The sequence below is a fragment of the Allobosea sp. CS1GBMeth4 genome (assembly GCF_900185715.1).
In the GTDB taxonomy this organism is placed as follows: domain Bacteria; phylum Pseudomonadota; class Alphaproteobacteria; order Rhizobiales; family Beijerinckiaceae; genus Allobosea.
In genome coordinates this window covers 109,856-125,847 of the sequence record NZ_FYAS01000018.1, presented here as the reverse complement: position 1 = coordinate 125,847, position 15,992 = coordinate 109,856, and the positions used below count along the sequence as shown (strand labels likewise).

General features: G+C 63.7%; 15 protein-coding genes and 1 pseudogene. 9 read left to right on the top strand and 7 right to left on the bottom strand.

All coding sequences use genetic code 11. The annotated features are described in order from the left end of the window. Positions 1 to 324 precede the first annotated feature (324 nt). From CS1GBM4_RS11240 to CS1GBM4_RS11230, 3 genes are read right to left on the bottom strand one after another with little or no spacing between them, the layout of a single operon-like run. The gene (locus CS1GBM4_RS11240) at positions 325 to 1,530 is read right to left on the bottom strand and encodes a rhamnan synthesis F family protein (RefSeq protein ID WP_186418808.1); all 1,206 of its coding nucleotides are present in this window, start codon (positions 1,528 to 1,530) and stop codon (positions 325 to 327) included. Beyond that, the gene (locus tag CS1GBM4_RS11235; protein WP_186418807.1) at positions 1,527 to 2,285 is read right to left on the bottom strand and encodes an SGNH/GDSL hydrolase family protein; all 759 of its coding nucleotides are present in this window, start codon (positions 2,283 to 2,285) and stop codon (positions 1,527 to 1,529) included. The genes CS1GBM4_RS11240 and CS1GBM4_RS11235 overlap by 4 nt, the downstream gene beginning before the upstream one ends. A gap of 3 nt (positions 2,286 to 2,288) precedes the next feature. Beyond that, positions 2,289 to 2,924: a hypothetical protein gene (locus CS1GBM4_RS11230; protein ID WP_186418806.1), complete on the bottom strand. Its 636-nt coding sequence runs from the start codon at positions 2,922 to 2,924 to the stop codon at positions 2,289 to 2,291. A 364-nt stretch (positions 2,925 to 3,288) separates the two neighbouring features. On the opposite strand from CS1GBM4_RS11230, the gene CS1GBM4_RS11225 reads away from it, so the two are divergent. Genes CS1GBM4_RS11225 through rfbA form a run of 4 tightly spaced genes read left to right on the top strand, consistent with a single transcriptional unit; the run spans position 3,289 to position 6,778 of the window. Beyond that, positions 3,289 to 4,122 carry an ABC transporter permease gene (locus tag CS1GBM4_RS11225; RefSeq protein WP_186418805.1) on the top strand — a complete coding sequence of 278 codons (834 nt, stop codon included), beginning with the start codon at positions 3,289 to 3,291 and terminating at the stop codon, positions 4,120 to 4,122. 7 nt (positions 4,123 to 4,129) lie between these two features. After that, positions 4,130 to 4,894 carry an ABC transporter ATP-binding protein gene (locus tag CS1GBM4_RS11220; protein ID WP_186418804.1) on the top strand — a complete coding sequence of 255 codons (765 nt, stop codon included), beginning with the start codon at positions 4,130 to 4,132 and terminating at the stop codon, positions 4,892 to 4,894. Continuing rightward, positions 4,891 to 5,889, top strand: coding sequence for a rhamnosyl transferase (locus tag CS1GBM4_RS11215; protein ID WP_186418803.1), 999 nt, complete (start codon positions 4,891 to 4,893; stop codon positions 5,887 to 5,889). The genes CS1GBM4_RS11220 and CS1GBM4_RS11215 overlap by 4 nt, the downstream gene beginning before the upstream one ends. 16 nt (positions 5,890 to 5,905) lie before the next feature. Continuing rightward, positions 5,906 to 6,778 carry a glucose-1-phosphate thymidylyltransferase RfbA gene (rfbA, locus tag CS1GBM4_RS11210; RefSeq protein WP_186418802.1) on the top strand — a complete coding sequence of 291 codons (873 nt, stop codon included), beginning with the start codon at positions 5,906 to 5,908 and terminating at the stop codon, positions 6,776 to 6,778. A 9-nt stretch (positions 6,779 to 6,787) separates the two neighbouring features. Here the strand turns inward: rfbA and CS1GBM4_RS11205 are convergent, their stop codons facing one another. Both CS1GBM4_RS11205 and CS1GBM4_RS11200 read right to left on the bottom strand, forming a co-directional pair. Continuing rightward, positions 6,788 to 7,930: a DUF5666 domain-containing protein gene (locus CS1GBM4_RS11205; RefSeq protein WP_186418801.1), complete on the bottom strand. Its 1,143-nt coding sequence runs from the start codon at positions 7,928 to 7,930 to the stop codon at positions 6,788 to 6,790. Then, complete coding sequence (locus CS1GBM4_RS11200) at positions 7,927 to 8,766, bottom strand: DUF6502 family protein (protein ID WP_186418800.1); 840 nt, start codon at positions 8,764 to 8,766, stop codon at positions 7,927 to 7,929. Before CS1GBM4_RS11200 ends, CS1GBM4_RS11205 begins: the two co-directional genes overlap by 4 nt. A 529-nt stretch (positions 8,767 to 9,295) precedes the next feature. Here CS1GBM4_RS11200 and rfbB point away from each other — a divergent pair. Continuing rightward, positions 9,296 to 10,351, top strand: coding sequence for a dTDP-glucose 4,6-dehydratase (gene rfbB, locus CS1GBM4_RS11195; protein WP_186418799.1), 1,056 nt, complete (start codon positions 9,296 to 9,298; stop codon positions 10,349 to 10,351). 180 nt (positions 10,352 to 10,531) lie between these two features. Then, the gene (locus tag CS1GBM4_RS11190; protein WP_186418798.1) at positions 10,532 to 10,861 is read left to right on the top strand and encodes a LysR substrate-binding domain-containing protein; all 330 of its coding nucleotides are present in this window, start codon (positions 10,532 to 10,534) and stop codon (positions 10,859 to 10,861) included. A gap of 347 nt (positions 10,862 to 11,208) precedes the next feature. Here the strand turns inward: CS1GBM4_RS11190 and CS1GBM4_RS11185 are convergent, their stop codons facing one another. After that, on the bottom strand, positions 11,209 to 12,114 hold the full coding sequence (locus CS1GBM4_RS11185) for a LysR family transcriptional regulator (RefSeq protein WP_186418797.1): 906 nt from the start codon (positions 12,112 to 12,114) through the stop codon (positions 11,209 to 11,211). A 103-nt stretch (positions 12,115 to 12,217) separates the two neighbouring features. Here CS1GBM4_RS11185 and CS1GBM4_RS11180 point away from each other — a divergent pair, with 103 nt between their 5' ends. Both CS1GBM4_RS11180 and CS1GBM4_RS11175 read left to right on the top strand, forming a co-directional pair. Next, complete coding sequence (locus tag CS1GBM4_RS11180) at positions 12,218 to 13,198, top strand: MBL fold metallo-hydrolase (protein WP_186418796.1); 981 nt, start codon at positions 12,218 to 12,220, stop codon at positions 13,196 to 13,198. A 19-nt stretch (positions 13,199 to 13,217) separates the two neighbouring features. Continuing rightward, positions 13,218 to 14,312 (top strand): aldo/keto reductase, encoded by a 1,095-nt coding sequence (locus tag CS1GBM4_RS11175; RefSeq protein WP_186418795.1) that lies wholly within the window; start codon positions 13,218 to 13,220, stop codon positions 14,310 to 14,312. 66 nt (positions 14,313 to 14,378) lie between these two features. On the opposite strand, the pseudogene CS1GBM4_RS11170 reads toward CS1GBM4_RS11175, so the two are convergent. Then, positions 14,379 to 15,265: pseudogene (locus CS1GBM4_RS11170) on the bottom strand (IS3 family transposase). Positions 15,266 to 15,677: 412 nt separating this feature from the next. Here CS1GBM4_RS11170 and CS1GBM4_RS11165 point away from each other — a divergent pair. Further along, entirely contained in the window at positions 15,678 to 15,956 is a 279-nt protein-coding gene (locus tag CS1GBM4_RS11165; RefSeq protein ID WP_186418794.1) for a hypothetical protein, read from the top strand. Positions 15,957 to 15,992: the final 36 nt, after the last annotated feature.

Here is a 15,992-nt window from a genome sequence, read left to right as displayed (position 1 = left end):
ACCGGCCTCGTGCTCCTTCAGGATCCCGATGATCTGCTCGTCCGAAAAGCGGTTGCGCTTCATCCTCTGGTCCTCATCTCGGGCCAGAGCGAACTTCACAATGGATTAGGGCAGAGGGGCAACGTCAGTTGTCCCGAACAATGCCAACCTTGCCCTTCGGAAAGCCGCCAGGAGGGTCGGCTTCAAATTCGAGGTGCGCTTCACTTCGGCGCCTGGGATGCGCCGATCCGCTCCAATGGCGTTCGGAGTCTCGTATTGGGTGCTTCCGAGAGAACCATTTGCGTCAGAGCAGAGGGAGGGGGTCACGCGAGAAGGAAGCCAAGGCTAAATTATGCCGCTGGCAGCTTGAAGTCTTTTTAGGATCGGAAGCTGACTTGCTCTCCCTTTTTTGCGGAAATCCGTCATGATTTCATTAAAATGACCTTCATGGTCAACTTCCATCAGAGCCTCTTCAATCTCATCGACCGTAAATTGATCTCTAAAAAGAAGATCTCTTTTCATCAAAGGGAAATTTTTATATTTCATATATATGAAACCACCAGTGTGGATCTGAGATCCGCTGCCTATTTTTGAAATGAAAATTTGAGCCGCCTCTGTATTTGTCATCGTGCAAAATTCGGAACTCTGATCTCGGATCGGTATGGGAATGCGCCTGGCAAGCGTCATGCGGGAGTCGAGATCTTCGACTTCATTCAGGCAATCCCGGAGATTGTTCGGCCTGTAAATGATGTCGATCGCTTCAGCCAGCGGGACGATGGTTCGGGACAGGCCAACCTCGCCCTTGTTAATGGCCCACAACCTTGAATTGACCGGAAGATAGTTCTCCCAAAATTTCTGGAATTTCACGTTCCTGAAGATCCGACCACTGATGGAAAAGCAGAATGACTGAATATGGTAATGGATTTCCCAGTTTTCAAACAGAGCGCAAATGTCGGATTGTGAATCGGCGAGCCTTGAGAACAAACCGGTCAACCCGGCTTTGAAAAAATATATACTATCATTGATGTAGATGAGACGCTCAACATCAATCCCAAGAGAGTTGAGATACAGGGTGGAATCGCGGAAGCCCCCCATATCGAAGCCGGCATTGTTCCTGATGACGATCAGTTTCGATCTTTCCTTCAGATAGCGCAATTGCTCTGCGTCGACCTTGTGATTGACGACGGCGACGACGTTGATCGCCGCTTCGCGCAGAGAGTCGAGTGCATTTTCGACATACCATGAGATTCCATTCGGCTGGTAGATGAGGAAAATGGCGTAATTTCTGCTTTCATGCTTAACGCTCCCGCTTTCGATCGACACGATAGACGATTTGTTGCCAACCATGAGTTTCAATCTTGCTAGAAAGACTACAGCGTCGTGATATCGTAATCTAACGACCCACCTGGCGACGTGGAAAAGCAGGAACTTTAGCGAGACAAACATAGTCACTCCACGATATTTGCCTTGCGGCAGCTTTCCGAGATGAAGCCGTTTCTTTATTTCTGCCTCGATCCGTGAAATGCCGGCCAGCTGCACTGGTCGGTTCATGTCCTGGATTCCAGGCCAAGGCCCAAGCAGAGTTCTCGTTCCCGCGCGCGCACGAAACCGGCATAGTCGCGCAGATGCACACCATCGCTGAAGGCGGAGCGAGGGCCGGTAGGCCGCTGCGCTTCCGCGAAAAGGTCGAGATAGATGCAGCTACGCGGCTCACAGGACCGGGCGAGCATGCCGGAATAGCGTTCTGCTGCAGCGCGGGGGAACTGTTTCTCTTGATGGCTCGCCACCGGGGGAATGGCGGCGAGCGCGCGGTGATCGGTCCACATAACCAGGCGGGCCTTCAAGGCGGCGAGGCCCGCCCTGAAGACATTCTCGGCGTGATCGGTTTCCGGCGCGCGTTTCACCCAGATATCATTGGTGCCGACGGACAGCAGCAGCGCGCTCGCCTTGCGGCGTGGTGTGATCGCGCGGGAGAGATCGAGGACGTCACCGAGCGTCGCGCCGGACATGCCGGCATTGACGACAGGCAGGCCGCACAGGCTCGACAGATAAAGGCGCTCCGCATGGGAATCGCCCATGATCACGATATAGGGTCCTTCGACCTGATCGAGCTGGGCCTGAATCGTCTTGATCCTGACCTGCCGGAAGCCATCGAATTCGCGTGGCCCATGGTCACGCGCGAGCCAACGCTGAAAGCTCCCGCCAACACTTGCCGCAAGCATGAGAGCGACGCAGGCGAGCGCGGTCGGGGCGATGGTCGAGGTCCGGCGCCTCGCGATGAATGGCAGTTGCAATGGTCGAACCATGGCTCAGGCTCCACACTCGGAGCCGGTTGGCGACGGCGGAAGCATGCTTTGCCGCTGTCTTCGCCAGCGGCCGCGCCTGATGCGCCGGGCCAGCGCCGCCGTGCTTCGCAGGAGCGCGCCCCAGCGGCGCAACTGAGCAAGCTGGCGCGGAACCTCGTCCGAAGGAGGCCGCGACACGGCCAGCGGAGTCAGCGCCAGCTTGTGCAGCACGAACCGGCCGCCCTGCTCGCAAGGGTCGATCCGGAAGGCCAGCGCCGGCGCCGGCAGGCTGATCGTCGTCTCGATCTCGATCCGGGGACCGCTGCAGGCGATGACGAGGCAATCGTCCTCCCGGAAGCCTTCGCCGAGGTCGAAATAAAGTCGCCAGTGATCACGATGACCGACGCCGGCGTCGCATAGGGTTGCGTCGAAGCTGACGAGCAGAAGCCCGACCGGGCATCGCATCGGAACATAGAAATAAGAATCGAAGCCCTCACTTCGCCAATGACCTGCTGCGGCTTCCTGCTGCAGATGTCCGGCAGGGTGGAAAAGCATCCCGGCCCGACGTTTCAGGGGGGCGGACAGGACCCCGAACAATCTGCGAGCCACGCCCTGAACGGCATGCTCCTGAGCGGCTTTGGTGTCGTCTGTGCGCGTCATGATCTCGAACCAGGGAACTTGCGATTGCTGATGCTGGCGGCACCAATGGTGTCGAGGTCAGGTCGGCCAAAGTGCTGCCGCCATGGGCCCGGCAGAGACTCTCCCCTCCAGGCGAAAGCTCCAGCCGGGCGATGCGGCTGCCCCTCATGACTTCCCGGCCGGTGCCAACGAGCATCCGGTTTCGCTGTTTTCTGTCTGATCTTCGGCATTCGTTTTCCTGCCCGCACTGATCGGGAAAGGGGCATTACTTCGAGTGTGGGAATTTTACCCACCGACTCTTGACGTGGGTAATATTCCCACTTACTAGCTCCGTCAACCCGGCACGACGCTTGCTGCCGGACCCTGCTTTCGAGGAGCCCCCCGGGTGTCAAACCCTGCCATGCTTGTCCATGATGCGCGGCTGCGCCGCCGCCATCCGTGGCGCGATGCGGTCGGCGATTTTGCCCGCGGAATCCAGCTCGCCGAGCTCTGGCTGACGATGGGCTGGTACGATGTGCGCCAGCGCTACAGCCGCTCGGTCTTCGGTCCCTTCTGGGTGACGATCAGCCTGGCTGTGTTCGTGGCCGGCCTCGGCGTCACCTACGCGGCCCTCTTCCGCGTGCCGGTCGACGCCTACCTGCCCTATGTCACCATCGGCATGGTGCAGTGGTCGCTGATCACCGCCCTGCTGAACGAAGGTTCCGCGACCTTCACCGCCGCTACGGCGGCGATCAAGCAGATGCCGGCGCCGGTCGGCATCCATGCGCTGCGCGTCGTCTGGCGCAACCTGATCATCCTCGCCCACAATGCGGTGATCGTCCTTGTTGTCCTGGTCGCCTGCGGCGTGAAGCCGGGATGGACGGGGCTCGCCGCCCTGCCGGGCCTTGTCTTGCTGCTCCTCAACGGCGTCGGCTGGAGTGTGACGCTCGGTCTCGTCGGGGCGCGCTTTCGCGACATGATGCCGCTCGTCGCCAACGCGACGCAGATGCTGCTCTTCGTCACGCCGGTGCTCTGGCGTGCCGAGGATCTCGGCGAGCGGCGCGTCCTTGCCGAGTTCAACCCGCTGTTCCATCTGATCGAGATCGTGCGCGCGCCGCTGCTCGGGACCGGCTTTCCGGTCGGGAGCTTCGCCGCGGCGCTCGTCGTCACCGCTCTCAATCTGGCGCTCGCGCTCGTCTTTTACACGCGCCTGCGCTGGCGCGTCGCCTATTGGCTGTGAGGCGCCGATGAGCTCGATCCGTCTCGACGGCGTCAGCCTGCAATTTCCGCTCTATGGCGGCAGCGCCCGCTCGCTGCGAAACCGCCTCGTCAGCAGCGCCACCGGCGGGCGTATCGGTTCCGATGCCCGCTCGCGCGTTTGCGTCGAGGCGCTGCGGAACATCGATGTCGCGATCGCCCATGGGGAACGCGTCGCTCTCATCGGGCATAACGGGGCCGGCAAGACGACGCTGCTGCGCGTTCTCGCCGGGATCTACGTGCCCCAGACCGGCCGCGTCGTGGTCAGCGGCAAGATCGCGCCGCTCTTCGACATCGGCCTCGGCATGGACGGCGAGGCGAGCGGCTACGACAATATCCGCCTGCGCGGGCTCTATCTCGGCCTGAGCCGCCGCCAGATCGAAAGCCGCATCGACGAGATCGCCGATTTCACCGAGCTCGGCGGCTTTCTCGACATGCCGATCCGGACCTACTCGGCCGGCATGCAGACCCGCCTTTCCTTCGCGATCTGCACCAGCGTCGACCCCGATGTGCTGCTGCTCGACGAAGGCATCCTCGCCGGCGATGCGGCCTTCATGGAGAGGGCGCAGGCACGGCTGACCGCCTTCGTCGCCCGCGCCGGCATCCTCGTCCTGGCCTCGCACAGCGACAACCTGCTCGCCAGCCTCTGTACGCGGGCGCTGCGCCTCGAACACGGCCGGCTCGTCGCCGACGGGCCGTTGCATGAGGTGCTGTCCCCTGTCCCATCGCCATCGACCAGGAGAATCTCGGCATGACCGTCCCCATCGAAGAGCGGGCACGTTGCCTCGCCGGCATCGTGATCTATCGCCCGCAGTTCGAAGCGCTGCGACGTCTCGTGGCTTCTCTCGCCAGCGACGTCGCCACCGTGGCGATCTACGCCAACTCGCCCGTCAGCGGCGATGAGCAGCAGGCGCTCAAGGACGCTGCCGGCATCGCCGAACTGATCATTCTGAGACCGGGGCTCAATCGCGGCCTCGGAGCCGCCTACAACGCGTTGCGTCATCTGGCCGGAGCACGCGACAGCGAGTTCCTGCTTCTGCTCGACCAGGACAGCACGCCCCGGCCCGGCATGGCCGCGGCACTGACGGCGACCCATCGCCGTCTTGCTGCGCGCGGCGAGCGCGCAGCCATCGTCGGACCGCAGCCGATCGACCCGGACGGCGAAGCAATGCGGCTTTCGGCGCGGGAGATATCGCCGCAGGGCGGAGCCGAGCCCTTGCGCGCGAGTTTCGTCATTTCGTCGGGCTCGCTAATCCGCCTCGATGCGCTGACCGCTATCGGCGACTTCCGGACCGATTACTTCATCGACGCCATCGATATCGAATGGTGCTTGCGGGCCAGCGCCGCCGGGTATTCGATCTGGGTCGACCCAGCGGTACCGATGCCGCATCGGCTCGGACAAGGCGTCATCCGGCTGCCTCTAGGCCTGCTCCTGACTGACCAGCCACCGCGGCGACTCTACACCTATGTCCGCAATCAGCTCGCCATGCTGCGCCTACGGCACGTTCCGGGCCGGCACAAGATCAAGTTCCTACTCTCGTTGCCCGTCAGGTTCGCTGCCCACCTCGCCCATCACCGCTTCTCGGCTGATTGCCTGGCAGCGCTGACCAACGGTGTGAGAGACGGAGCGCTCGCGCGCCTGGGCCCGCCGGATCAGGCTCTCATCCCCTTCTGGCGATTCGGCTGGCGCAACCGCGCCACAGCGCCCCGCTTCGTTGGTGATGCAGCCGCAACGCCGCAGCCGCTGTGAAATCTTCGAGGACCCCATGAAAGGTATCGTTCTAGCGGGCGGCAGTGGCTCGCGCCTCCATCCCGCGACACTCGCCGTGAACAAGCAGCTCGTTCCGGTCTACGATAAGCCGATGATCTACTATCCGGTCTCGGTCCTGATGCAGGCCGGCATCAGAGAGATCCTGATCATCTCGACGCCGGACTATCTCGACAATTACCTCGCCGTGTTCGGCGACGGCGCAGGCTTCGGCCTGAAGATGAGCTATGCCGTGCAGCCGAGGCCCGAAGGCCTGGCACAGGCCTTCATCATCGGCCGCGACTTCATCGGTGACGACGATGTCGCGCTGGTTCTGGGCGACAACATCTTCTTCGGCGCCGGGCTGAACGACATGCTGGCGCGCGCCCGATCGCGGCAAAGCGGCGCGACGATCTTCGCCTATGCCGTCGATGATCCGGAACGGTATGGCGTGGTCACGCTCGACGCCGCGGGCCGGCCACTGCACATCGTCGAGAAGCCGTCCCGCCCGCAATCGCGCTGGGCGGTCACCGGGCTCTATGTCTACGACAACCGGGTCGTCGACATCGCGGCCGGCATCAAGCCCTCTGCCCGCGGGGAGCTCGAGATCACGGACGTCAATGAGGTCTATCTGCGACGCGGCGAGCTTCATGTCGAATGCATGTCACGCGGCTATACTTGGCTCGACATGGGCACACATGACAGCCTGCTGGAGGCCGGCGAATTCGTCCGCACCATCCAGAAGCGCCAGGGACAGCTTGTGGCAGGGCTCGAGGAGATCGCCTTCCAGCAGGGCTTCATCACGCTCGCCCAGTTGCAAGAGCGAGGCATTGCGCTCGACAAGACGGACTACGGACGCAAGCTGCTGGCGATCGCCGCCGAGCACGCCTGACGCAAGGCATCAGTGCCCCGGCTCGCCGCCTCCCGGGCCACCGCCTCCGGAACCGCCGCCCGGGCCGCCGGCGCCCCCGCCTCCCGGCCCGCCGCCGGGACCGCCGCCGCCACCGCCACCGCCACCAGGGCCCGGACCGAAACCACCGGGCCCGGACGGGCCGGGTCCGAAACCACCCGGCCCGATGCCGCCCGGACCTGGCGCGCCACCGGAACGCCCTTCACCCTCGCCGCTCGTCCTGGCAAGGCGGAGATTGTCGATCCTGAGTTCGCCGTCCAAGCCGAAACGCCCGTCGAGCACAGCGCGGAACTCCTCCCAAGGCGACAGACTATTCGCGAAGGCGTCACTGCGCACTGAGGCGCCGGATCCCAGCAGCAGGCGTCCGTCACGGGCCCGGACATAAGTCTCGATCGAGACCGGTCCGGCGGCCGGAAGGTGCGGCGCGAGGTCGATACGGGCAGGAAGAAAGCCCGTCGGGACAAGGCGCCCGGTCACAGCGACACGGCGGCCGACAAATGCCGCGTCGGCCTCGAGCAGCTTGAGACCGCCGATCCAGAAGCCGTCGCCATCCCGCTCGATCACGCCGAGAACATGGGATGAGCCTCGCTCATCGCGCTCGATCAGGCTGGCCGCGATCGTACCGTCCAGCCGGCGCAGGCCGCTCACGGCCACGAACTGGCCCTTGCGCCATGCCCCCCGAGGCCGGCCTCCTGCGGTCTGGACCCTCTGCCCAAGGACCTCGATGGCATCCGCGGAGACGGCGGTAACCGGGCCGACGACTTCACGGTCCACTCTGATCGCATGCGTGACGAGGCCAGCGGAATCGGCTTGCGCCACGACGCGGACGACGTGGCCGATCCGCAAGTCGCGAGCGCTGCGCGCCAGCCCGTCGATCGTCACCGGTACATCCGGTCCATAGGCGATACGCCTGTCGTTCACAAAGATGCTGCCGAAGCGCTGGATCGTTCCGACGAAGCCGGTCCCGCCGATGCCGCGATCGCTCCCGCTATGCCCCTCGGGCACAAAGCCGGTACCGCCGATGCCGACGTCGCGCGGCTTCTCCGGCGCCGCGATCGCAGGATGCAGCGACGCCGCGGCGGCGCTCAGCGAGGCGAGCACGGCCCGCCGTGACAGGACCGGGCGCCGGGTCATGCCTGGCCGCTCTCGTCGCCCGCGCGGCCGTCCCGCTCCCGGAAAACGTAGACCCCGCAGTTCCAGCGATGCTCGCCGCCGCGGTCCGTTTCACAGGCAGCGTGCGCTTCCCGGTTGATGCGCTGCAGCATCTCCAAAGCCAGTTCGCGTGAGCGAGCTTCGAGCTTTTCGGCCAGTTCGGCCGAAAGGCCGTCATAGTGCACCGACCGCTCCACGAAGGCGGGCTTCGATCCCAGGACGTTCTCCGCGGCCGCGGCGACATGGTCGTGGAGATTCCTGCCAAAATAGTACAACTTCTCGTCGTCTCCATGTTGCGGGATGAAGGCTGCCTCGGCCAGCACGATGCGGTCTTTCGGATCGATCGTGACCACCCGGCGGTCGAGCCATTCATCGAGCACGGCGCGGGGGCGCACATCGCGCGTGACGGACGAGACCAGTTCCTCGAAGGACGGGGACGATCCGTCGGCGTTGCGCGGCAGAGGCAGGGGCGCGCCGGCTGCGTCGCAGAAGCGCGGCGAGCCGAGCCAGCGGGCGATGATGGCGCCGGTCCGGGAGACCGCTGCCGGCACTGCATTGACGGGCGCACCGGCGCCGCGCAGGCGGCTCACCTCCTTGCGGTGAATGCCGGTCAGCAGGCTGACCCGGCTGTCGGTCTGTTCCTTTCCGGGCAAGGCAAAATCGTACTCCGCCACGTTGACGTACAATTCCCGCAGGAGCTGGCACAGCGCCGGGAAGGTCATGCCGGCACGAATGCAAAGGCGGACAAGCGGGCGCAGCAGCCGCGCCAGCGGCAGATAGAGCTTCTCAGCAGTTGGGCCGGGCGCGGCGTCCGTCATGGGCTTCAGTTAGTCTCATTTAACGTGGGACACAATCCCACGATTTTTCTCCTTGCAAGAAATCACGCGTCGGCGTATGTGGGAAAAATTCCCACATGGACGCGCCATGCACCTCGCCTCATCAAACCTGCGGCATCTTCGACCCACCAGACGCGATCTCCTCGATCATGTCGCGAAGCGATCGACCACCACTGCAATGCTCCGGCGGAGCTTCTGCTGCGTTCTGGCGCTCTCGACGCCTTACGCAATGTTCCTGCTGAATGGTGCGTTGAGGCCATGAAGCCGCCGGCTCGTACGCCCGCCACAGCCGATCGCCACCGCGGCACTCTTTCGCCGCTGTGCGGAGCGCTGACGATCCTGATCCTGCTCACGGGACTGTGCCTCTCCTGGCTGCTCGTATCTTCGGAGCTCGCCCGCGAGCAAGAGGAGGGGTGCTTGACGTATCGCGATCCGGTGACGGGACGGTCCGCACCGCGCCATTGCTGCAACCCCGGCGCGCCCGCCGCGTCCGCTTGATAGGAGCATTCTGTTGAGCCTTGGCATTCTTGTGACGGGCGGAGCCGGCTTTATCGGTTCGGCCGTGGTGCGCCGCCTGATCGAACAGACACCGCATCGGGTCTGCGTGGCCGACAAGCTGACCTATGCAGGCAACCTCGCCTCGCTGGCGCCGGTTTCCGGCAGCGCACGCTACCGTTTCGAACAGGCCGATATCGGCGACGGGGCGCGGATGCGGGCGATCCTGGCACAGTTCCGGCCGGATATCGTGATGAACCTCGCGGCTGAGAGCCATGTCGATCGCTCGATCGACGAGCCTGCCGCCTTCATCAGCACCAACATCGTCGGCACCTTCAGTCTGCTGCAGGAGGCCCTGCGCTACTGGCGCGAGCTGGAAGGTGCGGCGAAGGTACGCTTCCGGTTTCAGCACATCTCGACCGACGAGGTCTTCGGCTCGCTTGGGTCGGAGGGGCTTTTCCGCGAGGACACGGCCTATCGGCCGAACTCGCCCTATTCGGCGTCCAAGGCGGCCTCCGACCACCTCGTCCGCGCCTGGCACCACACCTATGGCCTGCCGACGCTGGTGACGAACTGCTCGAACAACTACGGGCCCTATCACTTCCCCGAAAAGCTTATTCCGCTGATGATCCTCAATGCGCTCGAGGGGAAACCGCTACCGGTCTACGGCAACGGGCTCAATATGCGCGACTGGCTCTATGTCGAGGATCATGCCGAGGCACTGTTGCTGGTGGCGGAGCGTGGCCGGCCGGGCGAGTCCTATGCCATCGGTGGGCATAACGAGCTGACCAATATCACGGTCGTGAGGCGCATCTGCGCGATGCTGGACGAGCTCAGGCCCGCCCCTGCCGGCGCGCGCGAGCGTCTGATCCACTTCGTGGCCGACAGGCCCGGGCATGATGCGCGCTATGCGATCGATACCGGCAAGATCGGGCGCGAGCTCGGCTGGCAACCCCGCCACGACTTCGAAGCCGGGCTCAGGCGCACGGTTGAATGGTATCTCGCCAATCCGGACTGGTGGGGCGACATCCGCTCCGGCGTCTATCGCCGCGAGCGGCTGGGTGCGGCCTAAGCCAGCAGGGCGAGCCGATTGGCGACTTCGATGTTGCCGGGGTCGTGACGAGGTCGCGGGTCGGCTGCGGTCCAGGAAGAGCCAATCGCCGGTTGCCGCTGGTCGCCTTCTAAGCCCGGCCGTCGGCGCCTCTCGGGTCGGATCCGTCGGTTCTAACCGCACCGGCCAGCCTTCTGCTGGATGATCGACGTCCTCAGCTTCGCGGTTCCGCCGAGCGGTCTCGAGGTCTCGCGCCAGATGGTGCTTCAAACCTCGCTCGCGGCCAGCGCCATCAGGCTGGTGGCATCGGGGCTTGGCGTCTCGATCGTCGATCCTTTCACCGCCAACTACCTGGGTGGTCCCGATGTCGTCACGCGGCCGTTCAAATCGAGCTTCCGTTTCGAGATCGTCGCCGCAAGACCGAGCCACCATCAGCAGTCGAGGCACTGCCGGGAGTTCATCGAAATCATGATCGATCTGTTCAAAAAGCAGGCAGCGGCCTCGATCACAAGGCCGATGCGCGGCGCCTGATCCTCAATGCCTGCATGAATGCGCTTTGCCAACGGTCGCCCGCGAACGCTGGCGAACGCCAGACGCGAAAAAACCGGCCGCTTTGGCCGGTTTGCGAACGTCAGCGAACGCTGGTGAACATGAAAGTGGTGCGCAAGAGGGAGGTAAAGAAATTAAATAACATATTAATAATATTGATTATTTTCTATTCACAGCTCTAAAGGCCAACAACAAGGCCAACAACCCGAAACGCTGGAGCACTGCAAATGAGTTTTCCACACGCTGAACGTGATGGAGCGAAGCCGCTCCTTAGCGTCACAACCCGACATTGACTGTTCGCCCGCAAGCGGACGTTCTGCAAAACGCGATTACGACTCGGCGTTCCACTTAAAGTCGCGGATGTGCTGCAGGAACACAGACATGGCCGCGCTCTGGTGGCGCCGGTTGGGATAGTAGAGAAACCAGCTCGGCAGCTCGGGCGACCAGTCGGGTAACAGTTCGACCAGGCGGCCCTCATCGAGGTGCCGCTTCGCATAATCCTCAAAAACATGCGCGATGCCTTGTCCCGTCAGCGCTGCCTGCAGCTCCTGATGCGCCGAGCTGAGCGTCAGGCGGCCTTCGGGAGTGATCTCCAAGCGCTCACCGTTCTTTTCGAACTGCCAACTGACGATCGTTCCTGCGGGAAAGCGACGGCGGATGCAATCGAAATCCATGAGGTCGGACGGCGTTGCCGGCGCGGCGCGACCCTCCAGATAGGTCGGCGATGCCACGATGGCGTAGCGGAGGGCCGGCCCCAGCGGGACCGCGACCATGTCCTGCTCCAGTTGCCTGCCGAACCGGACGCCGGCGTCATACCCCTCCTGAACGATGTCGATGATGGCCGCGTCGCTGATCAACTCGACCTTCACGTCGGGGTAGCGACGCATGAAGTCGAAGACCAGCGGGCACAGGACGTAATCGACCGCCGGGCCGGGAGCATTGATCCGCAGGGTGCCGGTCGGCGTCTCGCGCAGCCGGTCCAGATCGGCGACCGCCGATCTGATGTCGCGGAGCGCCGGGACGAGCCGCTCGTTGAGCCGCGCCCCCGCCTCGGTGGGGGCGACGCTGCGCGTGGTCCGGTTCAGGAGACGCAGACCGAGCCCGCTCTCGAGCGCGGCGATGCTCTGGCTCAAAGCGGCTGACGAGACGCCTCGCTCGGCGGCCGCGGCCCGGAAGCCTCCGCACCGGACGATCGAAGCGAAGGCGTCCAGGCTGTCGAGACGAAGAGACTTCATTACGTGCGTTTTCTTATCAAGCTGATCAAGAGAAGATATCTTATCCGATCAATCGACTGCCGTCATCCTGAGCCCGACCCGAAAACCGGACCGCGAGGGAGCGATGACGACGATCACCTTGAACCGCCGCAGGATCATGCTGGGCACAGGCCTTGGCGCAGCCGGGATGCTGGCCGGAGGCGGGCAGGCTCTCGGCCAGGCAGTTCAGCCGCCGGGCGGCAATGCTGGTCATTACCGCTTCCGGGTCGGCGACATCGCCGCGACGGTGCTGAGCGACGGCGTGATCGGCGGCCCGCCGCGCGTCTATGCCAGCGACGCTCCGGAGCAGGAGCTCAAGGACGTCCTGCAGCGCGCCTTTCTGCCTCTCGACCATATGACGCTCAATCTCAACACGCTGCTGATCGAGGTCGGCGGCCGGCGCGTCCTCATCGAGGCGGGGGCCGGCCAGACGATGGGGCCCCATTGCGGCCGGATCTTCGCCCGGCTTTCCGAGATCGGCCTGACCGCGAACGACATCGATGTCGTAGTCGTCTCGCATACCCATCCCGACCATGTCGGCAACCTGCGAGCCGCCGATGGAGGATCCGCCTTTCCGCGCGCGACTATTCTCGCGCCGAAGCCGGATTGGGACTTCTTCGTCCGCGGGGAACCCGACTTGTCCTACATGCCGGTCCCGGAGGATTTCCGCCGGCGCTTCGGCGCGGCGATCAGGCGCAGTGTCGAGCCGATCGCCAAGGGCGTCGAGCTCTACGAGGCCGGAGCGGAGATCGTGCCGGGGCTGACGACGGTTGCGGCTGCGGGACACACCCCGGGCATGGTCTCGTTTCTCGTCCACTCCGGACGTGACCAGCTGCTGCTGACGGCCGATCTCGCCTACCACCCCGTCGTCAACATCGACCGCCCCTGGCGGCCGGGCCCAGACCGCGACCGGGATGCGGCGCTCAGCGCGCGCCGGCGCATCTTCGATCGCGCGGCGGCCGACCGGATACCGGTTCTCGGCTTCCACTATCCGTTCCCGGGCCTCGGCCATCTGCTGCGGACGGACAGCGGCTACGCCTGGGTGCCCGCAGGCTGGCAATTCTGAACAGACTGGAGACGAGACGATGACCCGCAGGCCGACAGATCTCGACCGCCGCAGCTTTCTCGGGGCCGTCAGCGGCGCGACCGCCGCGCTGGGGGGCCCGCGCCTCGCACAAGCCCAGACGAACAGTCCGCCGCTTTCCGGCGCCATGACCGGAGCGATGAGCGGACAAGCCATCACGCGTCGGATTGCGCGGACAGGACAGAACCTGACTGCGCTCGGGCTCGGTACATTCCTGACCTTCGATCTCATGCCGGGCGCGCCGCGCGAGCGCATCCGGGAGGTGTTTCGGCTCTATGTCGCCGGTGGCGGTCAGGTGGTCGATACCTCGCCCCTCTACGGCTCGGCCGAGGCCAGCGTCGGCGCCTTCCTCGCGGAAACGCCGACCGAAACGGAGGTTTTTCTCGCCAACAAGATCTGGGCGACGGGCGAATATCTCGGCGATGTCGGTGCAGCGACCGCCAGCCTCGAGCAGTCCAAGCTGCGCACCTGGCGGTCGCCGATCGACCTGATGCAATGCCACAGCATCGTCAACGCGCCGGTGATCATCCCGCTGATGCAGGCGTGGAAGAGGGAGGGGCAGATCCGGCATGTGGGGGTCACACACCACGAGACCGCCGCCCATGAGCAATTGATCCAGATCGTCGAGAAGGGTGATGTGGACTTTGTCCAGACGAATTATTCGATCTTCGACCGTAACGCCGAGAAGCGTCTGCTTCCGTCAGCGGCCGACCGCGGGGTCGGCGTGCTGGTGAACCTTCCGCTCGAAAAGGCACGGCTGCTGAAGGTGGTGGAAGGGCATCGTCTGCCCGGTTTTGCGAGCGAGTTCGGCGCAACGAGCTGGGCTCAATTCTTCCTCAAATGGGCCATGGCCCATCCGGCCGTGACCAGCGTGCTCTGCGGAACCTCGAACCCCGACCACATCATCGACAATCTCATGGCGATGCGCGGCCCCCTGCCGGACGCCACGATGCGCCGCCGCATGATCGCGCATATGGAGACGATTCCCGGCTTCGGGACGATCGCCAACATGCCTTGGTACCCGGGCAAGGAGAGGCAGTATCAAGGCCTGATCCGGACCGCCCAGGCAAGGGTGCGCGAGCGACTGAGAGAGTAGGCGCACGCCTTCGCAATCAATGCGAAGAGCCTGTGTCTGAGCCTCAGGACATCAGCACCGACGCGATTAGGAGCGTGACGTGCTCCCCATTTTCCTGCCGGTTAGTAAGTTAGGCCCGGCTGGGTTTTGGTCCGTGTGGGACCGGCTGGCGAACATCGATGGCGATAGGCCGCCGAGGCTCGTGTGGGGTCGGACGGTGTTGTAGTCGATCCGCCAAGCCTCGATGATCCGGCGCGCCTCGGCAAGCGATGAGAAGGCGTGCTCGTTGAGGCATTCGTCGCGCAGGCGACCGTTGAAGCTCTCGACGAAGGCGTTCTGGATCGGCTTGCCCGGTGCGATGTAGTGCCATTCGATGGCGGCCTCCTCGCAGAAGCCGAGGATCGCCCGGCTGACCAGCTCGGTGCCGTTGTCCGAGGCGATCATGCAGGGGCGGCCGCGGCGAGCGATGACCTCATTGAGCTCACGCACCACGCGGGCGCCGGAGAGCGAGGTATCGACGACCGCCGCCAGGCATTCGCGGGTGAAGTCGTCGACGATGTTCAGCACCCGGAAGCGCCGGCCGTCGTTCAGGGCATCCGACACCAAGTCGAGGGGCTCCAGCGCTGGTTCGCTCCCTGCGGAATGGCCGCCGGTGCCCTCGTGTCGAGCGCTCGCTTGCGCCCGCCGCGCCGACGCACGACGAGCCGCTCCTCCCGGTAGAGACGGTAGACCTTCTTCAGGTTCATCCTCACACCCTCCCGCCTCGGCAGGATCGCCAGCCGCCGGTTCTCGTCCTCGAGCGTGCGAAGTCGCGCCGTCTCTGAGGCCGTCATGCCCCCGTACTTCGCCTTCCACTTGTACAGCGTGGCGTCTGAGATCCCGTGCTTGCGGCACACCTCCGCGGTCTTAATCCCCGCCTCGTGCTCCTTCAGCACCAAAATGATCTGCTCCTCGCTGAAACGGCTGCGCCGCATGGTCCTTCTCCTGAGCGAAGGACCCAACTTATCCCTGGCCGGAATTCAGGGGAGCACGTCACTGTCATCAAACCAAGCAGGGCAAAATGGCTGCCGGGCCGTCTTCAACAATTTAGGGTTATGTAATCATATCCGACAAGAAGTGGTATTCAAAAATTACAGATTATATTATATATTACGTACGCATCTATTCTACAATTACGCTACTATATATACTGACGATAGAAAGATTCAGTGCAGGCACATCAACAGAGAGCGACCACCAGTCGTAAGACCTTGTAGAAATTCAACCCCAAATATAATCTGCTTATTTGCCTATAAATGCCTCCTCTCACATCGAATCAGGCGACAAAACGGCCGCCTGATTCGCGCATTTGCTGCGCGCCTTCAAGGAGAGATCTAAGGAGACGCTATGATTTCTATGGCGGGTGCGGTCAGTCGCGGCAAAGTCGTGCCGCGCAGGATGCATTTACTCGGATGGAAGAGCAGTACGGCGGGTATTGCATCAGAGCTCGCGATGTCGGCCCCGCCCCTCGAGGCCGGTATCGTGCTGGCGCCGACCGAAGCCGCGAATGGGGCGAGTGAAGGCAGCGCCGACAGCGCCGGCGCGACGATGTTCGCTTGCAAAGCCCGAATCGACGTCGCCGACGATGTCAATCCAGGCAGTCCGCACGATCGACGAGCTGACTGACGTCGAGCGCCCTCAAGAGACGCGGCTCACACATCA